Origin of the sequence: Streptomyces sp. DT190, assembly GCF_049846985.1 — a bacterium.
Taxonomy (GTDB): Bacteria; Actinomycetota; Actinomycetes; order Streptomycetales; family Streptomycetaceae; genus Streptomyces.
The window spans coordinates 18,700-37,208 of the sequence record NZ_JBNCNM010000007.1 but is presented as its reverse complement, the minus strand read 5'-3'; the positions used below and the strand labels follow the sequence as shown (position 1 = coordinate 37,208).

The window sequence follows — 18,509 nt, the reverse complement described above, 5'->3', positions numbered from 1 at the left end:
GCAACGTGAGCGGCAAGGGTGCACCGGAACTGTCCGTACGCAATGTGGGTGACCTCCGGGTCGCCGTCATCGCGGCACAGTGGCACGAGAAGGTGATGGACGGTCTGGTCGACGGCGCCCTGCGCGCCCTGCACGACCTGGGCATCGACGAGCCGACCCTGCTCAGGGTCCCCGGCAGCTGGGAGCTCCCGGTCGTCGCCAAGGTCCTCGCGGGCCGCGGCTACGACGCGATCGTCGCCCTCGGCGTCGTCATCCGCGGCGGAACCCCCCACTTCGACTACGTGTGCCAGGGCGTCACCCAGGGCCTCACCCAGGTCTCCGTCGACACCGGCGTCCCCGTCGGCTTCGGTGTGCTGACCTGCGACACCGAGGAGCAGGCCCTGGACCGCGCCGGTCTGGAGGGCTCCCACGAGGACAAGGGGCACGAGGCGGTCACGGCCGCGGTGGCGACCGCGGCCACGCTCCGCTCAGTATCCGAACCCTGGCGCTGACGGAAGCCGGCTGTGGCATAGGCTGAGCGTCACCATGTCCAAGAAGACGTTCGAGGAGCTCTTCACCGAGCTCCAGCACAAGGCCGCAAACGGCGACCCCGCCACTTCCCGCACCGCGGAACTGGTCGGCAAGGGCGTCCACGCCATCGGCAAGAAGGTCGTCGAGGAGGCCGCCGAAGTGTGGATGGCCGCCGAGTACGAGGGCAAGGAGGCGGCCGCCGAGGAGATCTCGCAGCTGCTGTACCACGTCCAGGTGATGATGGTCGCCCGCGGCATCTCCCTCGACGACGTCTACGCCCACCTGTAAGCCGCACCCGCTCCCGTCAGACACCCACGCAAAGGAAGCCGACCTCATGCTGCGCATCGCCGTCCCCAACAAGGGTTCCCTGTCAGGACCTGCGGCGGAGATGCTGCATGAGGCCGGCTACCGGCAGCGCCGGGAGTCCAAGGAACTGCGGATCGTCGACCCGGCCAACGAGGTCGAGTTCTTCTACCTGCGCCCCCGCGACATCGCCATCTACGTCGCCTCCGGCCAGCTCGACATCGGCCTCACCGGCCGGGACCTGCTGATCGACTCGGGCGCCGACGCCGAGGAGATCCTCCCGCTCGGCTTCGCCCGCTCCACCTTCCACTACGCCGGCAAGCCCGGCACCATCACCGGCCTGTCCGACCTGGCCGGCAAGACCGTCGCCACCTCCTACGAGGGAATCGTCGCCGGCCACCTCGCCGAGCACGGCATCGAGGCCTCGGTCGTCCACCTCGACGGCGCCGTCGAGACCGCCATCCAGCTCGGCGTCGCCCAGGTCATCGCGGACGTCGTCGAGACCGGCACCTCCCTGCGCAACGCGGGCCTGGAGGTCGTCGGCGAGCCGATCATGCAGTCCGAGGCCGTCGTGATCCGCCGCACCGGCTCCGACCCCGACGACCCCAAGGTCCAGCAGTTCCTGCGCCGCCTGCAGGGCGTCCTGGTCGCCCGGACGTACGTGATGATGGACTACGACTGCCGCGTCGAGCAGCTGGAGAAGGCCGTCGCCCTCACCCCCGGTCTCGAGTCGCCGACCGTGTCCCCGCTGCACAACGAGGGCTGGGTCGCCGTCCGCGCGATGGTCCCGGCCAAGGAGGCGCAGCGGATCATGGACGACCTGTACGACATCGGCGCCCGGGCCATCCTGACCACGGCCATCCACGCCTGCCGGCTGTAAAAGGGGCGTAGACCGATGTCCGACCTGCCCACCCTGCCCGTCACGTTCCGGCCGGGCAGCACCCGCGCGGTGCTGCTCACCGCCGCCGTCGCGATCCTCGTGGTGATCACGGCCGTCGCGATGCTGCTGAAGCAGCTCAGCCCCGCCGAACGCCTCAGCTTCGTCATCACGGCGCTCCTGCTGGACGCCGTGCTGCTCCTGCTGGCCCGGCCCAAGGTCGTCGCCGACGAGGACGGCGTGACCGTGGTGAACCTCACGAACAAGCGGCGGCTGGAGTGGGCGGAGATCCTCCAGGTGACCCTCCGGCCCGGCGACCCCTGGGTGTTCCTCAACCTCAGCGACGGCACCAGCCTGCCCGCCCTGGGCATCCAGCCGGGCATCGCCAGGCAGCGCGCCCTCGCCGACGCCCGGGCCCTGCGCGCCCTCGTCGAGGCCCGCTCCGTCGCGGCCCCCGGGCGCCCCGACTGAGGCGTGGCCATTCGCACGGCCGTCGCCACTGCCGCACCGGGCGGTGTCTTGATTAATCTGTTGGCGGAGGCGCTACGGACGCGCCTTCGCCGCTGCTGCCCCGCCCGGTGCGCAGAGGCTACCTGCTAACCGAGGAGTGACCCCCTCCGGCGATGGACGGATCGTCCTGCAGTACCTGCGCCGCCCCCTGCCGACATAGCGCGGACCGTGTCCGCGACCGTGCGGAGGCGGCGGCATCATGACCATCCCCCTGCTGCTTCTGGCAGCCGCGTTCCTGCTGATTCTCGCCAACGGATTCTTCGTGGCCGCCGAGTTCGGACTCGTGACGGTCGAGCGCGCGGAGGCCGAGAGGGCCGCCGCCGAAGGCGACCGGCGCGCCCAGCGCGTCGTGGAGTCACTCAGGGAACTCTCCTTCCAGCTCTCCGGCACCCAGCTCGGCATCACCATCACCTCCCTCGTCGTCGGCATGCTCGCGGAGCCGGCGCTCGCGGAGCTGCTGCGCGGCCCGTTCACCTCGATCGGCATCCCCCGGGGAGCGGTCCCCGGTGTCACGGTCGTCGTCGGCATGCTGGTGGCCTCCGCCGTGCAGATGGTGATCGGCGAACTGCTGCCCAAGAACTGGGCGGTGTCCAGGCCGCTGCAGGTCGCGCGGTTCGTCGCGGCACCGCAGCACGTCTTCGCCCGGCTGTTCCGCCCGGTCATCGCCGGCCTGAACGCCGTCGCGAACCGGCTCGTCCGGGCGCTGGGCTTCGAGCCCGCCGAGGAACTGGCCTCCGCCCGCACCCCGGGCGAGCTCGTCTCCCTGGCCCGCCACTCGGCCCTGGCCGGTGCCCTCGAACAGGACACGGCCGACCTCTTCGTGCGGACCCTGTCCCTCGGCGAGCTCACCGCCCAGCACGTGATGACGCCGCGCGTGAAGGTCAGCGCCCTGCAGTCCTCGGCCACGGCCGAGGACGTGGTCAACCTGACCCGCGCCACCGGCCTGTCCCGCTTCCCGGTGTACCGGGAGCGGATCGACGAGGTCGTCGGCATGGTCCACCTCAAGGACGCGCTGGCCGTGCCCGTCCAGGACCGGTTGCGCACCCCGGTGGGCCGTATCGCCCGCCCGCCGCTGCTCGTCCCCGAGACCCTGCCGGTACGGCCGCTGCTGACCCGGCTGCGCAGCGAGCAGCCCATCGCGGTCGTCGTCGACGAGTACGGCGGCACCGCCGGTGTCGTCACGCTGGAGGACATCGTCGAGGAGCTCGTCGGCGAGGTCCGCGACGAGCACGACGGGCACGACCTGCCCGAGCTGGCCGCCGCGCCGCCGGAGGACGGCAGGCCCGCCTGGGACATCGACGGCAGCTGCCGCGTCGACGTGCTCCAGCGCATAGGCCTCGACGTGCCCGAAGGCCCGTACGAGACGGTCGCCGGCCTGATCGCCGACCTGCTGGGCCGGATCCCGGCCGTCGGCGACAAGGCGGAGCTGCCCGGCTGGCGCCTGGCGGTGCGCCAGGTCGGCCACTACCGCGCGGAGCGGGTCCGGCTCGTCCGCACCGCCCCGGTGACCGCCAGGGTGGAGGCCGTCCGATGAGCGTGCTGCAACTGCTCTTCGCCGCGCTGCTGGTACTGGCGAACGGCTTCTTCGTCGGCGCCGAGTTCGCGCTGGTCTCCGTACGGCGCAGCCAGATCGAACCCCTCGGCACGGCCCGTGCCCGCCAGGTGCTGCACGGTCTCGAGCGGCTGCCGCAGATGATGGCGGCGGCCCAGTTCGGCATCACGGTGTGCTCGCTGACCCTGGGCGCGGTCGCCGAGCCGACGGTGGCGCATCTGCTGGAGCCGCTCTTCGAGCGGGTCCACCTGCCCGAGGGCATGATCCACCCGCTCACCTATGTGATCGCCCTGGCCGCCGTGGTCTTCTTCCACCTCGTCATCGGCGAGATGGTCCCGAAGAACCTGGCGATGGCGGCGCCCGAGAAGGCCGCGCTGTGGCTGAGCCCCGGCCTGGTCTGGTTCGCCCGCTTCTGCAAGCCGATCACCGTCGCCCTCGGCGCCGTCTCCCAGGGCATCCTGCGGCTCTTCCACGTCGAGCCCAAGGACGAGGTCGAGGCCGTCTTCACCAGCGAGCAGCTCAACCGGCTGGTGGAGGACGCCGGCCAGGCGGGCCTGCTCGACCCGGAGGAGGCCGAACGCCTGGAGGACGCGCTGGAGCTGGGCTCCCGCCCGGTGACGGACGTCCTGCTCAAGCGCGAGTCCCTCGTGACGGTCAGCCCCTCGGTCACCCCCGGGCGGATCGTCGAGCTCACCGCCCGCACCGGCTACTCCCGCTTCCCGGTCGCCGCGGACAACGGCGCGTTCATGGGTTACCTGCACGTCAAGGACGTCCTGGACCTGGAGGACTCGGACCGGGCCGTGCCGCAGCAGTTGTGGCGGCCCATGACGACCCTGCGGTCGGAGCTGCCGCTGGACGACGCGCTGACGGTGATGCGCCGGGCCGCGACGCATCTGGCCCAGGTGGCCGACGGTTCCGGGAAGGTGCTCGGGCTGGTGGCGCTGGAGGACGTCCTGGAGCTGCTGGTCGGCGAGGTGCGGGATCCCGCGCACCGCCAGGTGCGCGAGGTGAGGCTGACCGAGCCGAGGTCGGGCGAGGAGGTCCTGGCGACGTAGCGCGGCCGGGTGGGCGGCAGCCCGGCGCGGGCGCGGTCCGCGCGCCTGCCGCCCGCCCGCGTCCGGGGCGGCTAGGCGGCCGACGGATCCTGCGGTCCCCGCCCGGACAGGACCTCCCCGTACGCCTGCATCAGGTCCGGCAGCCGCAGCGTCGCCAGATCCTCCCGCCCGAGCGTCCCTGGGTACACCGACAGCCGCAGGTCCCGGTACGCGCAGCTCTTCTCGTACAGCGTCCGCAGGAAGCGCCCGTTGCCCAGCTCGTCGATCCAGCCCTGGTCCACCACGTGCCCGGCGATGGACCGCAGTTCGTCGAGGGCCTCCTCGTCCCACACGTCCCCGTTCTCCGCGGCGAGCACCTTGCCGATCTCGGTGAGCTCCAGGGGACGGTAGGAGGGGAAGTCGACGCGCGTGGTGAAGCGGGAGGACAGTCCGGGGTTCGCGGCGAGCAGCCGGTCCATGCCCTCCGGGTAGCCGGCCAGGATCACCACGAGGTGGTCGCGATTGTCCTCGGCCCGCTTCAGCAGCACCTGGAGCGCCTCGTCGCCGTAGGCGTCGCCCTTGCCGTAGCCCGAGTTGGACAACGCGTACGCCTCGTCGACGAAGAGGACGCCCCCGAGGGCCGAGTCGATCAGCTCGTTCGCCTTCACGGCGGTCTGCCCGAGGTACTCGCCGACCAGGTCGGCGCGCTGAGCCTCCACGAGATGGTCCCCGCCGAGCAGCCCCAGCGCGTAGAAGACGCGGCCGAGGATGCGGGCGACGGTGGTCTTGCCGGTGCCGGAGGGGCCGGAGAAGACGAAGTGGCGTTTCGGCGGCTGGACGGGCAGGCCCTGCCCGGCCCGCAACCGGGCCATGTTCAACTGCGCCGACAACGCCTTGACCTGGCGCTTCACCGGCTCCAGCCCGACCATCCGCTCCAGCTCGGCGAGCGCCTCCTCCAGTAACGCGGGGTCGGTGGGTCCGGTGGGCAGGGACGGCACCGGGCCGGTCCTCTCGCGCACCGCCGGGCCGGTGACCGGCGGCAGGGGCACGGAGACGGGCGGTTCGAGGTCGGGCAGCCTCAGGTCGCGCCCCTCGGTGCCGAAGAGCGGGTCGAAGCCGTCCGGCCCGTCCACGGCGTCCAGCCCGGCCCCGGTCAGCGTGATCGCCGCGAAGCCGGCGGCGTCCTCGTACCCGTCGCCCTCGGCGATCGCGGCGAGCCGGGCCGAGGTGTCCATGAACGCCGGGTCGACGCGGTGCACCGCCCGGTACAGGGGGAGCGCGGCGGCGCTGCGGCCGGTGCCCTCGTGCGCCCGGGCCAGCCAGTAGCGCAGCTCCTTGCGCTGCGGCTGCTCGCTGCGGCAGCGCATCAGCGCGGCGGACAGCAGCGGTTCGGCCTGCCCGTACATCTCCAGGCGGACCCGGGCCATGCCGCCGAACAGGCCCGCCTCGATGCCGAGCATCGGGTCGTCGAGCAGCGGATCGGTGTGCCGGACCAACTGCTCCCAGTCCTTGACCAGATAGGCGCGGCAGGCGTGCAGGAAGCGGACCTGGTGGTCGGCGTCCACCGGCGGCAGCCCGGCCAGGGCCCGGTCCAGCTCGGGCACGTGGCGGCCGTCCAGCCAGTGGGAGGCGTGGGCGAGCAGCAGGTCGCGCGGGCTCTCCAGCACCGGCTGCACCCACCAGCCCAGCCAGTACCAGGAGTTGAGGGTGCGACGGTAGCGGGTGCGCTGCTCCCCGAAGCGCTCCCGGTGGCGGAACATCCTCAGCAGCGCGGTCGTCGTGTCGACGCGCAGCGCGTGCAGCCCGAGCCAGCCGTCGGCCATCGAGGGATCCATCCGCACGGCGGCCCGGAACTCCTCCTCGGCCTGTGGATAGGCCCCCATGGTGTACGCGTCCACGCCCCGCAACCAGGCGAGGTCGGCCGGGGCCTGAGGGCCCTGCGTGCCGAAGTCCATCCCGTCCCCCACGAAGCGTGCCCCCGTCGGTAGGCCAACGAGCCGTCCCCCCGGCCGGCTTCCCTGCTCGAACCGCCGTGCCCCGGAACGGAGTTGCACCGTGCGCGCAGCACCCGTCCGCAGGTCGCGACGAGGGCATCGTACCCGCGGGGGCGGCGCGGCCCCAGGGTGCCGCACGGGCCGTTCGGCGAGGTGGGAGGGGATGCGGCACGGTCGCCGATGGTGACCGAGGGTGAGCGCGCGGCGCCGCACGGGGCCCGCGGAACGGCACGAGGACAGAACGAAGCCCCCGATCACGGGGGAACAACCGGGGGCTTCGCGTCTGAGGGCGGCCGGGAACAGCCGCACATTGAGAACGTAAGACCTGTACGGCCCGTCGGTCAAGCCGAGTTGAGGCCCTCCGGGAAGTTGCCTCGGGAGGGTCTTCACAAGTTCAGCACACAGCGGGCGGTCCGTCACCCTGCGTGAGGGGCTGGTCCGGTCCGGGCTTCACCGCGGGCCCCGGCAGCACCTCATATCCCATTTCCCCCTGACGTACCAGCACGTCGGCGAACGGCCGTGAGGGGTCCTCGGCGAAATGCCGGCGCTCGGCCGGGACCCAGCCGTTCCAGAACTCCCGCTGCTCCTCCCCGTCCCGCGAGCGCCCCCGCGCCCAGGCCTCCTCGCGGGGCAGGTCCAGCCACACCAGCAGGGCCAGATGGGGGCGGAGCGCCCGGCGTCCCGCGCCGACGCCCTCCAGCAGGAGCACCTCGGCGGGCGGCAGCGCTCGGGGCGCCCCGAAGCGACGGGCCCGCCAGTCGTAGGGGGAGTAGTGCGCCGTACGGCCGTGGGCCAGTGGTGCGATCACCTGCTCCAGCACGCGGCCGGTCCAGTCGAAGAGCGCGTCGTGGCTGGCGACGTCGTCCAGGCGCAGCACCGGAGCGCCGCCCAGGGCCCCGGCCAACTCCCCGGTGAACGTGGTCTTCCCGGAGCCGGCGTGCCCGTCGATCCCCACGAGCCGGACGGGACCGCAGGAGGGGGGCAGCCGGCGGATCCGGGACGCCAGGGTGCCGAGGATGGGCCCCGGTGCGGGGCGGAAGGACTCAGTCATCTCGCGCAGCACTCTAGCCACGGGCGCGCGGGCCTCCGGCGCGGGTGGCCGGGCGGTGCCACTGGTCGACGCCAATATTGGTGGGCGTGGCGCGGGTCGAAGTGCTGGCAGGACCCGGCGGGCTGTGCTCATATGTGGCGCACACACGGGTGCGATCGACCGTGTACCGGACCTGTCCCGCCCTGCCCGACTCCGACCATCGGGGGTCCCGTCATGAGCAGAGTCGACCAGCCGTCCCGCAGAACCGTCCTGGCCGCCGTGGTCGCCGCCGCCGTCACCGGAAGCGCGGGTCCGGCGGCCGCCGAATCCGAGGCCGCCATGACGACCGACACCGCAGCCGCCGGCCCGGCCCCGGCCCGGACCGTGGACAACCGTGCCTGGTTCACCCACGGCGACTGGTGCTCCGGAACCACCCGGGGCACCCGCGCCGTCGCCGGCGACCCCGCGGGCCTCGCCCTCGCCACCCCCGCCGGGACCACCGACTACACGGACCCGCACACCGGCACCACCGCGTCCTGGCAGTACGGCACCTGGACGTCCCCCGTCCACCGCCTCGCCGTCCCCGCGACGGAGGCGATCGTCTCCTGGAACGCGCACACCCCGCCCGGCACCTGGATCCAGATCGAGGCCCGCGCCACCTACACCGACGGCACCACCGGCCCCTGGTACGTGATGGGCCGCTGGGCCGCCGGCGACCAGGACGTCCGCCGCACCTCGGTCGACGACCAGAGCGACGGCAGGAGCACCGTCTGGACGGACACCCTGGCCGTCGACGACCCGTCGGCCGGGCTGCGGCTGGCTTCCTGCCGGCTGCGCCTGACCCTGTACCGCAGGCCCGGCACCGGGGCCGCGCCCACCGTCCGGCGGCTCCACCTGATGGCCTCCGACGTCCCCGCCCGCTTCACCGTCCCGGCCTCCGCGCCCGGCCTCGCCCGGGAACTGACCGTCCCGCGCTACTCGCAGGAGATCCACAAGGGCCAGTACCCCGAGTACGACAACGGCGGCGAGGCCTGGTGCAGCCCGACCTCCTCGCAGATGGTCGTCGAGTACTGGGGCGGCCGGCTCACCCCCGAGCAGCTGGCCTGGGTGAACCCCTCGTACGCCGACCCGCAGGTCTGCCACGCGGCCCGGTTCACCTACGACCACCAGTACGGCGGCTGCGGCAACTGGCCGTTCAACGCCGCCTACGCGGCCACCTTCGAGGGCCTGGCCGGCGTGGTCACGCGGCTCGGCTCGCTCACCGACCTGGAGACGCTGATCGCAGCCGGCATCCCGGCCATAACGTCCCAGTCGTTCACCAAGGGGGAGCTGACCGGCGCCGGGTACGGCACGGCGGGGCACCTCATGACCGTCATCGGCTTCACCGCGGACGGCGACGTGATCGCCAACGACCCGTACTCCGAGAGCAACGAGGCGGTGCGGCGCGTCTACCGGCGGCGCGAGTTCGAGAACATCTGGCTGCGCACCAGACGGCACAACAGCTCCGGCACGGTCGTCTCCGGCACCGGCGGCGTCTGTTACCTCTACTTCCCGGCGGGCCCGACCGCGGCCCAGCGCAGGGCCCTGGGGGCCGTGGGCGTCCGCGTGTGAGCAAGCTCTCGGCCGCAAAAGCCGCTTGGGGTGGCAAGGTGGGACAGACCCTTCGGGAAGTCCGTCCAGCACCACCGAACGAGCGAGAAGCCATGACCGCGCACTCCGCCACCATCGCCCGCGTCCGCACCGGCGGCCCTCAGGAAGACGGCCCCAAGATCGTCGAGCACGTCATGGGCTGGGCCCTGGTCGTGGTCGTCGCGATGCTCGTGACCCAGCTCGGCCTGCTGTGACCTGACCCACGCCGCGGGTGTGGGGCCTGCCATACTGCGCATGTCCCGCCCCCGCCCGTGAGACCAGGGTCGAAATTGAATATCAGCCCCCAGCCCGCCGCGCGCCCCCGGGCCCGCGGCACCGAGCGCTCGACGGCGCGCCGAGCCGAACTCATCGCCATCGGGCGGAGGTTGTTCGCCGACACGTCCTACGACGCGCTGTCGATGGACGACATCGCCCGGCAGGCGCACGTCGCCAAGGGGCTGATCTACTACTACTTCCAGTCCAAGCGCGGCTACTACCTGGCCATCGTCCAGGACTCCGTCACCGAGCTGATCACGCTGGCGGCCGGTGGCCTCGAACTCCCCCCGGTCGACCGGGTGCAGCGCACCGTCGACAGCTATCTGCGCTACGCCGAGCAGAACCAGGCCGCCTACCGCACCATCGTCAGCGGCGGCGTCGGCTTCGACACCGAGGTGCACGCCATCCGCGACGGCGTGCGTGCCGCCGTGATCGCCACCATCGCCGAGGGGGCGTACGGCCGCACCGACGTCACGCCGCTGGCGCGCATGGCCCTGCTCGCCTGGGTGTGCAGCGTCGAGGGCGCCACGCTGGAGTGGATCGACCGTCCGGAACTGCCCCGCGCGACCATGTGCGAGCTGCTGGTGAAGACGCTCGGCGGCGCCCTGCGGGCCATCGAGGAACTGGACCCCGCCTACCGGGCTCCCGAACCCGCCCGCCGGGGCGCGTGAGCGGCGCACCAACAGGGGGCGGAGGGTCCGCGCGGACCCTCCGCCCCCTCGGTCGTCCGGGGCCTACTTGATGGCCTTGATGAGCTCACCGCCCGCGGTGTCGCCGCTCAGCTCCCAGAAGAACGTGCCGCCCAGACCCTGCTGGTTCTTGTAGTCCATCTTGGTCGCGATGGTCGCCGGGGTGTCGTAACTCCACCAGTCGCTGCCGCACTTGGCGTACGCCGTGCCGGCCACCGTCCCCGTCGCCGGGCACTTGGTCTTGAGGACCTTGTAGTCCTCGATGCCCGGCTCGTAGGTGCCCGCCGCCGGACCGGTCGCGGTGCCGCCGGGGGCCGCCTGGGTGACGCCGGTCCAGCCGCGGCCGTAGAAGCCGATGCCGAGCAGCAGCTTCGAGGCCGGGATGCCGAGGCCCTTGAGCTTGGCGATGGTCGCCGCGCTGTGGTTGTCCGCCTTGGGTATGCCGGTGTACGAGGTCAGCGGGGAGTGCGGGGCCGTCGGCCCGGCCGCGTCCCACGCGCCGAAGAAGTCGTACGTCATCGGGTTGTACCAGTCGACGTACCGGGCGGCGCCCGCGTAGTCCGCCGCGTCGATCTTGCCGCCCGGGGTGGCGTCGGCGGTGATCGCGGCGGTGACCAGGTTCTGCGAGCCGAACTTGGCGCGCAGGGCCTGCATCAGGTTCCGGAAGGCGTCCTTGCCGCTGGTGTCGCAGGTGGCGCCGCAGGCGTTCGGGTACTCCCAGTCGATGTCGATGCCGTCGAAGACGTCGGCCCACTTGGAGTTCTCGACCAGGTCGTAGCAGGACTGGGCGAAGGCGGCCGGGTTCCTGGCGGCCTCGCCGAAGCCGGCCGACCAGGTCCAGCCGCCGAAGGACCACAGCACCTTGAGGTTCGGGTGCTTCTGCTTCAGCTTGCGCAGCTGGTTGAAGTTGCCGCGCAGCGGCTGGTCCCAGGTGTCGGCCTTGCCGTCGACGGACTCGGCGGCGGTGTAGGCCCGGTCGGTGGCCGCGTAGGCGTCGCCCATGGCGCACTTGCCGCCGGTGACGTTGCCGAAGGCGTAGTTGATGTGGGTGAGCCGGGCGCCCGATCCGGACGTCTCGATGTTCTTGACGTGGTACTTGCGGTCGTAGGTGCCCCATTCGGTGAAGTACCCGAGGACCTTGGAGCCGGCCTTGGTCTGCGGTGCGGTCCGCACGTCCGCGGCGGCCTCCTGAGCCGAGGTCGCCGCTGTGGCGGAGCCGCCCGCGCCGGCCAGCAGCCCGGCGCCGAGCACGGCGCAGCAGGCGGCGGACACGACGGCACGGAAGCGGGAGGTGTGGGGGGTGTGCATCCGGTGTCTCCTCGTGGGGAGAGGGGAACGCCGCGCTCATTGGCATGAACGCGGTGAGTCGGTGGAGCGAAACAGTAGGAGGACTAGACCAGTTGGTCAATGGTGCGGACCAATCTCGCCGCCCGGGGCGCGCTCGGCCATTTCTTGGAGTAAGCGGTCGTTAACTGGTGACGGGATGCCGCCGATCGGGCATACTCACAGCGCACAGCCGCTGGTCAGCAGCTTCCGCGACCCGGAACTGCAAGCATCGGCCAGGCACCAGAACGACCCGGCGGCGCCGCCCCCACCCACGGGCCCGTCCGCCAGCGCCCGACAGGGAGGAGAGCGTCGCCATGCCCGACCGCGCCCCGCAGCCGGTGGACCGGCAACTGCCCACGGAGGAGGCCCGGGACCTGATCTCGCTCGTGCGCGACATCGCGCAGCAGGAGATCGTCCCGAAGGCGGCCGAGGAGGAGGACGCCGGCCGGTTCCCGCGCGAGCTCTTCACCCTGCTGTCGCGCTCCGGCCTGCTCGGCCTGCCCTACGACTCCGAGTACGGCGGCGGCGACCAGCCCTACGAGGTGTACCTCCAGGTCCTCGAGGAGCTGGCCGCGGCCCGCCTCACCGTCGGCCTCGGCGTCAGCGTGCACACGCTGGCCTCCTACGCCCTGGCCGCCTACGGCACCAAGGAGCAGCAGGTCGAGCACCTGCCCGCGATGCTCGGCGGCGGTCTGCTCGGCGCCTACTGCCTCTCCGAGCCGCACTCCGGATCGGACGCCGCCGCCCTGCGCACCAGGGCCGTGCGGGACGGCGACGACTGGGTGATCACCGGCTCCAAGGCCTGGATCACCCACGGCGGCATCGCCGACTTCTACACGGTCATGGCGCGCACCGGCGAGGAGGGCCCGCGCGGGATCACCGCGTTCCTGGTGCCCGGCGACGCCCCGGGGGTGAGCGCCGCGCTGCCCGAGCGGAAGATGGGCATGAAGGGCTCGCCCACGGCCCAGGTCCACTTCGACGGCGTGCGGGTCCCCGACGCCCGGCGCATCGGCGACGAGGGGCTGGGCTTCGCGATCGCCCTGTCCTCCCTGGACTCGGGCAGGCTCGGCATCGCCGCGTGTGCGATCGGCCTGGCCCAGGCGGCGCTCGACGAGGCGCTGTCGTACGCGGCGCAGCGGCGCCAGTTCGGCAAGCCCATCGCCGACTTCCAGGGACTGCGCTTCATGCTCGCCGACATGGCGACGCAGATCGAGGCGGGCCGCGCGCTCTACCTCGCCGCGGCGCGGCTGCGGGACGCGGGCCGGCCGTTCGCCCGGCAGGCGGCCATGGCCAAGCTGCACTGCACCGACACGGCGATGCGGGTCACCACCGACGCCGTGCAGGTCCTCGGCGGCTACGGCTACACCGCCGACTTCCCGGCCGAGCGGTACATGCGCGAGGCCAAGGTGCTGCAGATCGTGGAGGGCACCAACCAGATCCAGCGGATGGTCATCGCCCGCCATCTCGTGGGTCCAGAGGAACGCTGAACTGGTCGAGGCCCCGCCAGGGCGCCGCGAGCCGCATCCACTCCGGGTCGTGCCGGCCCGGCAGGGTGCGGCCTCCCTCGGCCCAGGTGCGCATCAGGTCGCGGTAGATCGGCGGGTCCTGATAGCGCGGCGGACCCGGCCGAACCGATTCTGCGGGCGGTGGGACGTAGAGGAGGCGCTGACGCCCGGTCGCTGAGGAGATGGGGGTCATACCCGGGCAACGCGACAGAGGCCGGACAGGTCACCGGATGGTGGAATCGGGCGTGCGTTCCCCGTGCGATCACCCGGGTGCACCGGGCCGCGGGCACGGTGAGCCCGCACCACGGCAGTCAGGGCGCCGTGGTGCGGGACAGTCACGGGGTGGAGCCAGCGGGCGGGAAAAGAACCGCGCTCAGGCCGCGTCGCGGCGCATGACCGGGACCCTGATGGGGCGCGAGCCCGGGCCGCCGACGTGCGAGAAGGGCTGCGTCCGCCAGTCGAGGCCCTGAGGGAGCGTCAACAGCAGCGCGGTGTCCTGCTCCTGCGGGTCCACGGACTCGTCCGCGGGGCGGGCGTCCGAGGCCCTGCGGCCGGTCCCGGCGCAGACCGTGAGCCCGAACGGGTTCCACGGCGAGGCGCACAGCGCGTGCTCCGGCAGCACCTCCTCGTCCGCCAGCAGGGCGATGGGCTGCGCGCAGTCCGGGCAGACGACCCGGTACATCTCGAAGGTGTCGTAGGCGTCGAGTTCGTCGTCGAACGCGTCGGGTTCGACGCCCTCCGGCTCGGGCTCGACGACGAGCTGCGGCCGCTTGGGTGCGGTGCGACCAGGGCGCTTGAGACTCTGCATTGGGTTCTCCCCCTCGGGCTGGGCCGTATCAGGCACTGCGGCCTCGACCACAGCAAGCACTTCCCGTCCCCCCTGGGTGGTAATCACGAGAACATCACGGAGACCGTTCGAGCCCTGTGGCGTTCGTCACATGCCGCTCGCAGGTGCCCCCTCCGGCGGGTTTGTCCCCCGGACGGTCGGCGGTCGGCTTCCGGCCACATCACGAACCGGGTATGACCTGGGCTCCTCAGGTATCCGAGGAGATCAACCGCCCTGTAGGTTCTTGCGCCATGGAGGAGCTGGACCGACAGATCGTGCAGCTGCTCGTCAAGGACGGGCGGATGAGCTACACCGACCTGGGCAAGGCCACGGGGTTGTCCACCTCGGCCGTGCACCAGCGGGTGCGGCGGCTGGAGCAGCGGGGCGTCATCCGGGGCTACGCGGCGGTCGTCGACCCGGAGGCCGTGGGGCTGCCCATGACCGCGTTCATCTCCGTGAAACCGTTCGATCCGAGCGCGCCCGACGACATCGCGGACCGGCTGGCCGGGGTGCCGGAGATCGAGGCGTGCCACAGCGTCGCCGGCGACGAGAACTACATCCTCAAGGTGCGGGTGGCCACACCGCACGAACTGGAGGAGCTGCTGGCGCGGGTGCGGTCGCTGGCCGGCGTCTCCACGCGGACGACGGTCGTGCTGTCCACCCCGTACGAGGCGCGGCCGCCCCGGATCTGACCTCCGCCGACACCCCTTGGCGGAGCACGGGAGCGGGGCCTGTGAAACTGTGCTCCATGAGTGAGTCCCGTACGCCGCCCCAGACCGTTCTGCTCCGTCGCGGGGAGGTCCACAGCCCCGCCGATCCGTTCGCCACCGCGATGGTCGTGGAGCGGGGCCAGGTCGCCTGGGTCGGGTCCGAGGGCGCCGCCGACGCCTTCGCGGACGGTGTCGACGAGGTCGTCGATCTGGACGGGGCGCTGGTCACTCCCGCGTTCACGGACGCCCACGTGCACACCACGGCCACCGGCCTGGCCCTGACCGGGCTCGACCTGTCGAACGCCCCCTCCCTCGAAGCCGCCCTCGCCCGCGTCCGGGACTTCGCCGCGGCCCGCCCGCAGGACCGCGTGCTGCTCGGGCACGGCTGGGACGCCGCGCGCTGGCCCGGAGGCCGCCCGCCCACGCGGGCCGAGCTCGACGAGGCCACCGGGCACCGGCCCCTGTACCTCAGCCGGATCGACGTCCACTCGGCCGTCGTGACGACGGCTCTGCTCGACCTGGTCCAGGACGCACCCCGCGAGGACGGGCCGCTCACCGCGGACGCCCACCACGCCGTCCGCGCCGCTGCGTTCGCGGCCGTGACGCCCCGGCAGCGCACCGAGGCGCAGCGCGCCGCCCTCGCGCACGCCGTCTCGCTCGGCATCGGCACTCTCCACGAATGCGCCGGCCCGGAGATCTCCTCCGAGGACGACTTCACCGGCCTGCTGCGCCTGGCCGCCGAGGAACCCGGACCGCGCGTGGTCGGCTACTGGGCCGAGCAGGACGTCGCCAAGGCGCGCGAGCTGGGCGCGGCCGGCGCGGCCGGCGACCTGTTCGCCGACGGCGCCCTCGGCTCGCACACGGCCCGCCTGCACGAGCCGTACGCCGACGCCGGGCACACCGGCAGGGCCTACCTGGACGCCACCGCGATCGCCGCCCACGTCGTCGCCTGCACCGAGGCCGGGCTCCAGGCCGGCTTCCACGCCATCGGCGACGCCGCCGTGGACGCCGTGGTCGAGGGCGTGCGCGCCGCCGCCGACAAGCTGGGACTCGCCCGGATCCGGGCGGCCCGGCACCGTGTGGAGCACGCCGAGATGCTCACCCCGGAGTCGATCGCCGCCTTCGCCGAACTCGGCCTCACCGCCTCCGTCCAGCCCGCCTTCGACGCCCTGTGGGGCGGCGAGGACGGCATGTACGCCCAGCGCCTCGGAGCGGAGCGGGCCCGCGCCCTGAACCCCTTCGCTGCCCTGCTGCGCGCCGGTGTGCCGCTCGCCTTCGGCTCCGACAGCCCGGTCACGCCGCTCGACCCCTGGGGCACGGTCCGGGCCGCCGCCTTCCACCGCACGCCGGAGCACCGCGTCTCCGTGCGCGCCGCCTTCACGGCGCACACGCGGGGCGGCTGGCGGGCCGTGGGCCGGGACGACGCGGGGGTCCTCGTCCCGGGCGCCCCGGCCGACTACGCCGTGTGGCGCACCGGCGAACTCGTCGTCCAGGCCCCGGACGACCGGGTCGCCCGCTGGTCGACCGACCCCCGCTCCGGCACCCCGGGGCTGCCCGACCTGACCCCCGGCCACGACCTGCCCGTCTGCCTGCGCACGGTGGTGGGCGGACGCACGGTCTTCGTACGGCCGGGCGAGTGATCTACGGGGTGGGCGCACCCGCGATCGTGCGCCCACCCCCGCGCGTGCGACCTGCGCATCCACCGCACTGACCTGGCCCTTGCCGCGAGAAGCGCAGGTCAGGAGGCTGTTGACAGGCAGCAGCAGGGGGCCGGTAGGTTCGGCCGAGTCCACCACCGGACGCCCGACCGGGGAGCGTTCGCACACTCGTCGCAGCGCCGCCGGGTCAGGGACGGTGTGCCGCACCGGGCACCGCCACTGGGAGCCAGGCTCAGGCCGGCGCGACGCCGAGGGAGCGTTCCGGCCGGTCGGGGAGGTGTGACCCGGGTGGGGCCCGGACGCTCAGTAGACAACGGCTTTCGGTCGATCCGCAGCCGGCGGATCCCAGGTCGGCCCGAAGGGCGCCGGGCCCCCATCCGCCGTCCGCGCGCGCCGCGGGGCGCATTCCTGCCCGCGTCCCGCCGATTCGACACCACCATTCGAACGTCCTGTCACGTCAGCGCAGGCGAGGGCCACTATGGTGGACCCCTGCGTACGGACATGAAGGGGCAGCAGTGAACGACGGCGACGGCACCCGCGCGAGGGGGGCCCAGGGGAGGAAGTTCGGCCCGCTCGGCACGGCCTTGGTGATCATCCCGACCTACAACGAGGCGGAGAACATCACGAGCATCGTCGGCCGGGTGCGCGAGGCCGTCCCCGAGGCGCACGTGCTCGTGGCCGACGACAACAGCCCGGACGGCACCGGCAAGCTCGCCGACGAACTGGCCGTCTCGGACGACCACGTCCACGTCCTGCACCGCAGGGGCAAGGAGGGCCTGGGCGCCGCCTACCTCGCGGGCTTCCGCTGGGGCCTGGAGCGCGACTACGGCGTGCTGGTGGAGATGGACGCCGACGGCTCCCACCAGCCCGAGGAACTGCCCCGCCTGCTCACCGCCCTCAAGGGCGCCGACCTGGTGCTGGGCTCGCGCTGGGTGCCGGGCGGCCGGGTGGTGAACTGGCCGAAGTCGCGCGAGGTGATCTCCCGGGGCGGCAGCCTCTACTCCCGCCTCGCCCTCGACCTGCCGCTGCGCGACATCACCGGCGGCTACCGCGCGTTCCGCCGCGAGACCCTGGAGGGCCTCGGCCTCGACGAGGTCGCCTCCCAGGGGTACTGCTTCCAGGTGGATCTCGCCCGCCGCGCGGTCAAGGCCGGCTACCACGTGGTCGAGGTGCCCATCACCTTCGTCGAACGCGAGCTCGGCGACTCCAAGATGAGCCGTGACATCCTCGTCGAGGCCCTGTGGCGGGTCACGGCGTGGGGCGTGGGGGAGCGCGTCAGCAAGGTCACGGGGCGCGGCGCCAAGCCGTCCAGGCCGTAGCACCCGAGGGGCCCGCCCGACGTACCGGAACACCTGATCGGGGCCTTATCCCGTGCTGAGCAGGGGCCAGGCACACTGGAGTCATGACGACTGGCGCTCAGACCCCCAGCCACCCCGCCCGGCCCCGGCGCTCACGCCTGCTCAGGTTCCTGCCGCTGGGGATCGCGGCATGGCTCGTGCTGGAGATCTGGCTGCTCACGCTGGTCGCCGGGGCGTCGAGCGGTCTCGTGGTCCTGCTGATCCTGCTGGCGGGCCTCGTCCTCGGCTCCGTCGTCATCAAGCGGGCCGGCCGGCGCGCCTTCCGCAAGCTCTCCGAGACGCTGCAACAGCAGCAGAGCGGAGCGATGCCCGCGGCGGCCCGGCCGAACAGCGAGGGCAACGGCCTGATGATGCTGGGCGGTCTGCTGCTGATCATCCCCGGCCTGCTCTCGGACGCGGTGGGCCTGCTCCTGCTGCTGCCCCCGGTGCAGAAGGCCGTGAGCCGCTCCGCCGAGCGCACCTTCGAGCGCAAGCTGCGCGAGGTCGACCCGGGCACCCTGGGCGGCGCCTTCCAGCAGGCCCGGATGTACCGCCCCGACGGCAAGGTCGTCCAGGGCGAGGTCGTCCGGGACGAACCGGGCGGCGGTGCCACCGGTCAGCCGCGCCCGCCGCTGACGCACTGACGGTCCCGCGAGGGCACGGCAAAACCGCGGGCGCCGTACTCTCGTACGGCGCCCGCGGTCACCGTTGTGCGCTGATCTATCCGCCAGGCCTTGCCGGGA

The 18,509-nt window shown here is 72.8% G+C and carries 19 protein-coding genes; 14 read left to right on the top strand and 5 right to left on the bottom strand.

Annotation, left to right across the window (positions count from 1 at the left end; genetic code table 11):
- The first annotated feature begins 5 nt into the window (after positions 1-5).
- From ribH to ACPXCS_RS14735, 6 genes are all read left to right on the top strand, one after another.
- The gene (ribH, locus tag ACPXCS_RS14760; RefSeq protein ID WP_425951739.1) at positions 6-491 is read left to right on the top strand and encodes a 6,7-dimethyl-8-ribityllumazine synthase; all 486 of its coding nucleotides are present in this window, start codon (positions 6-8) and stop codon (positions 489-491) included.
- Between the two features lie 34 nt (positions 492-525).
- The gene (locus tag ACPXCS_RS14755) at positions 526-798 is read left to right on the top strand and encodes a phosphoribosyl-ATP diphosphatase (RefSeq protein ID WP_031486114.1); all 273 of its coding nucleotides are present in this window, start codon (positions 526-528) and stop codon (positions 796-798) included.
- Between the two features lie 46 nt (positions 799-844).
- Complete coding sequence (gene hisG / locus ACPXCS_RS14750; RefSeq protein WP_425951738.1) at positions 845-1,693, top strand: ATP phosphoribosyltransferase; 849 nt, start codon at positions 845-847, stop codon at positions 1,691-1,693.
- A gap of 15 nt (positions 1,694-1,708) precedes the next feature.
- On the top strand, positions 1,709-2,161 hold the full coding sequence (locus ACPXCS_RS14745) for a PH domain-containing protein (RefSeq protein WP_425951737.1): 453 nt from the start codon (positions 1,709-1,711) through the stop codon (positions 2,159-2,161).
- Between the two features lie 238 nt (positions 2,162-2,399).
- Positions 2,400-3,734 (top strand): hemolysin family protein, encoded by a 1,335-nt coding sequence (locus ACPXCS_RS14740; RefSeq protein ID WP_425951736.1) that lies wholly within the window; start codon positions 2,400-2,402, stop codon positions 3,732-3,734.
- Entirely contained in the window at positions 3,731-4,807 is a 1,077-nt protein-coding gene (locus ACPXCS_RS14735) for a hemolysin family protein (RefSeq protein WP_425951735.1), read from the top strand. The genes ACPXCS_RS14740 and ACPXCS_RS14735 overlap by 4 nt, the downstream gene beginning before the upstream one ends.
- Positions 4,808-4,878: 71 nt before the next feature.
- On the opposite strand, the gene ACPXCS_RS14730 is transcribed toward ACPXCS_RS14735, so the two are convergent.
- Entirely contained in the window at positions 4,879-6,741 is a 1,863-nt protein-coding gene (locus tag ACPXCS_RS14730) for an AAA family ATPase (RefSeq protein WP_425951734.1), read from the bottom strand.
- A 433-nt stretch (positions 6,742-7,174) separates the two neighbouring features.
- Positions 7,175-7,831 carry a uridine kinase family protein gene (locus ACPXCS_RS14725; protein ID WP_425951733.1) on the bottom strand — a complete coding sequence of 219 codons (657 nt, stop codon included), beginning with the start codon at positions 7,829-7,831 and terminating at the stop codon, positions 7,175-7,177.
- Between the two features lie 213 nt (positions 7,832-8,044).
- On the opposite strand from ACPXCS_RS14725, the gene ACPXCS_RS14720 reads away from it, so the two are divergent.
- The 3 genes from ACPXCS_RS14720 to ACPXCS_RS14710 all read left to right on the top strand — a co-directional run bounded on the left by ACPXCS_RS14720 (position 8,045) and on the right by ACPXCS_RS14710 (position 10,386).
- Entirely contained in the window at positions 8,045-9,421 is a 1,377-nt protein-coding gene (locus ACPXCS_RS14720; protein ID WP_425951732.1) for a peptidase C39 family protein, read from the top strand.
- Between the two features lie 92 nt (positions 9,422-9,513).
- Positions 9,514-9,654 carry an SCO1431 family membrane protein gene (locus tag ACPXCS_RS14715; protein ID WP_425951731.1) on the top strand — a complete coding sequence of 47 codons (141 nt, stop codon included), beginning with the start codon at positions 9,514-9,516 and terminating at the stop codon, positions 9,652-9,654.
- 75 nt (positions 9,655-9,729) lie between these two features.
- Complete coding sequence (locus tag ACPXCS_RS14710; protein WP_425951730.1) at positions 9,730-10,386, top strand: TetR/AcrR family transcriptional regulator; 657 nt, start codon at positions 9,730-9,732, stop codon at positions 10,384-10,386.
- A 63-nt stretch (positions 10,387-10,449) separates the two neighbouring features.
- Here ACPXCS_RS14710 and ACPXCS_RS14705 read toward each other — a convergent pair whose 3' ends face one another.
- A complete protein-coding gene (locus tag ACPXCS_RS14705) occupies positions 10,450-11,712 on the bottom strand; it encodes a glycoside hydrolase family 18 protein (RefSeq protein ID WP_425951729.1) in 1,263 nt (420 codons plus the stop codon).
- 332 nt (positions 11,713-12,044) lie between these two features.
- Between ACPXCS_RS14705 and ACPXCS_RS14700 the strand changes: the two genes are divergently transcribed.
- Positions 12,045-13,217, top strand: coding sequence for an acyl-CoA dehydrogenase (locus ACPXCS_RS14700; protein ID WP_425951728.1), 1,173 nt, complete (start codon positions 12,045-12,047; stop codon positions 13,215-13,217).
- Here the strand turns inward: ACPXCS_RS14700 and ACPXCS_RS14695 are convergent.
- Both ACPXCS_RS14695 and ACPXCS_RS14690 read right to left on the bottom strand, forming a co-directional pair.
- Entirely contained in the window at positions 13,180-13,428 is a 249-nt protein-coding gene (locus ACPXCS_RS14695) for a hypothetical protein (protein WP_383334896.1), read from the bottom strand. The genes ACPXCS_RS14700 and ACPXCS_RS14695 overlap by 38 nt on opposite strands.
- 180 nt (positions 13,429-13,608) lie before the next feature.
- Positions 13,609-14,043, bottom strand: a complete 435-nt coding sequence (locus ACPXCS_RS14690) for a hypothetical protein (protein ID WP_425951727.1) — start codon at positions 14,041-14,043, stop codon at positions 13,609-13,611.
- A gap of 269 nt (positions 14,044-14,312) precedes the next feature.
- Here ACPXCS_RS14690 and ACPXCS_RS14685 point away from each other — a divergent pair, with 269 nt between their 5' ends.
- From ACPXCS_RS14685 to fxsA, 4 genes are all read left to right on the top strand, one after another.
- Positions 14,313-14,753 carry an Lrp/AsnC family transcriptional regulator gene (locus tag ACPXCS_RS14685; protein WP_006136660.1) on the top strand — a complete coding sequence of 147 codons (441 nt, stop codon included), beginning with the start codon at positions 14,313-14,315 and terminating at the stop codon, positions 14,751-14,753.
- 56 nt (positions 14,754-14,809) lie between these two features.
- Positions 14,810-16,411: an amidohydrolase gene (locus tag ACPXCS_RS14680; RefSeq protein WP_425951726.1), complete on the top strand. Its 1,602-nt coding sequence runs from the start codon at positions 14,810-14,812 to the stop codon at positions 16,409-16,411.
- Positions 16,412-16,944: 533 nt separating this feature from the next.
- Positions 16,945-17,748, top strand: coding sequence for a polyprenol monophosphomannose synthase (locus tag ACPXCS_RS14675; RefSeq protein ID WP_425951725.1), 804 nt, complete (start codon positions 16,945-16,947; stop codon positions 17,746-17,748).
- A gap of 83 nt (positions 17,749-17,831) precedes the next feature.
- On the top strand, positions 17,832-18,410 hold the full coding sequence (gene fxsA, locus ACPXCS_RS14670; RefSeq protein WP_425951724.1) for an FxsA family membrane protein: 579 nt from the start codon (positions 17,832-17,834) through the stop codon (positions 18,408-18,410).
- The last annotated feature ends 99 nt before the right edge of the window (positions 18,411-18,509 follow it).

Bases quoted from the DNA above. Each gene is read 5' to 3' on its own strand.
- ACPXCS_RS14715 (WP_425951731.1), top strand. From the start codon at position 9,514: ATGACCGCGCACTCCGCCACCATCGCCCGCGTCCGCACCGGCGGCCCT.
- ACPXCS_RS14735 (WP_425951735.1), top strand. From the start codon at position 3,731: ATGAGCGTGCTGCAACTGCTCTTCGCCGCGCTGCTGGTACTGGCGAAC.
- ACPXCS_RS14755 (WP_031486114.1), top strand. From the start codon at position 526: ATGTCCAAGAAGACGTTCGAGGAGCTCTTCACCGAGCTCCAGCACAAG.
- ACPXCS_RS14705 (WP_425951729.1), bottom strand. From the start codon at position 11,712: ATGCACACCCCCCACACCTCCCGCTTCCGTGCCGTCGTGTCCGCCGCC.
- ACPXCS_RS14695 (WP_383334896.1), bottom strand. From the start codon at position 13,428: ATGACCCCCATCTCCTCAGCGACCGGGCGTCAGCGCCTCCTCTACGTC.
- ACPXCS_RS14690 (WP_425951727.1), bottom strand. From the start codon at position 14,043: ATGCAGAGTCTCAAGCGCCCTGGTCGCACCGCACCCAAGCGGCCGCAG.
- ACPXCS_RS14740 (WP_425951736.1), top strand. From the start codon at position 2,400: ATGACCATCCCCCTGCTGCTTCTGGCAGCCGCGTTCCTGCTGATTCTC.
- ACPXCS_RS14730 (WP_425951734.1), bottom strand. From the start codon at position 6,741: ATGGACTTCGGCACGCAGGGCCCTCAGGCCCCGGCCGACCTCGCCTGG.
- ACPXCS_RS14680 (WP_425951726.1), top strand. From the start codon at position 14,810: ATGAGTGAGTCCCGTACGCCGCCCCAGACCGTTCTGCTCCGTCGCGGG.
- fxsA (WP_425951724.1), top strand. From the start codon at position 17,832: ATGACGACTGGCGCTCAGACCCCCAGCCACCCCGCCCGGCCCCGGCGC.
- ACPXCS_RS14745 (WP_425951737.1), top strand. From the start codon at position 1,709: ATGTCCGACCTGCCCACCCTGCCCGTCACGTTCCGGCCGGGCAGCACC.
- ACPXCS_RS14720 (WP_425951732.1), top strand. From the start codon at position 8,045: ATGAGCAGAGTCGACCAGCCGTCCCGCAGAACCGTCCTGGCCGCCGTG.
- ACPXCS_RS14685 (WP_006136660.1), top strand. From the start codon at position 14,313: ATGGAGGAGCTGGACCGACAGATCGTGCAGCTGCTCGTCAAGGACGGG.
- ACPXCS_RS14700 (WP_425951728.1), top strand. From the start codon at position 12,045: ATGCCCGACCGCGCCCCGCAGCCGGTGGACCGGCAACTGCCCACGGAG.
- ACPXCS_RS14725 (WP_425951733.1), bottom strand. From the start codon at position 7,831: ATGACTGAGTCCTTCCGCCCCGCACCGGGGCCCATCCTCGGCACCCTG.
- hisG (WP_425951738.1), top strand. From the start codon at position 845: ATGCTGCGCATCGCCGTCCCCAACAAGGGTTCCCTGTCAGGACCTGCG.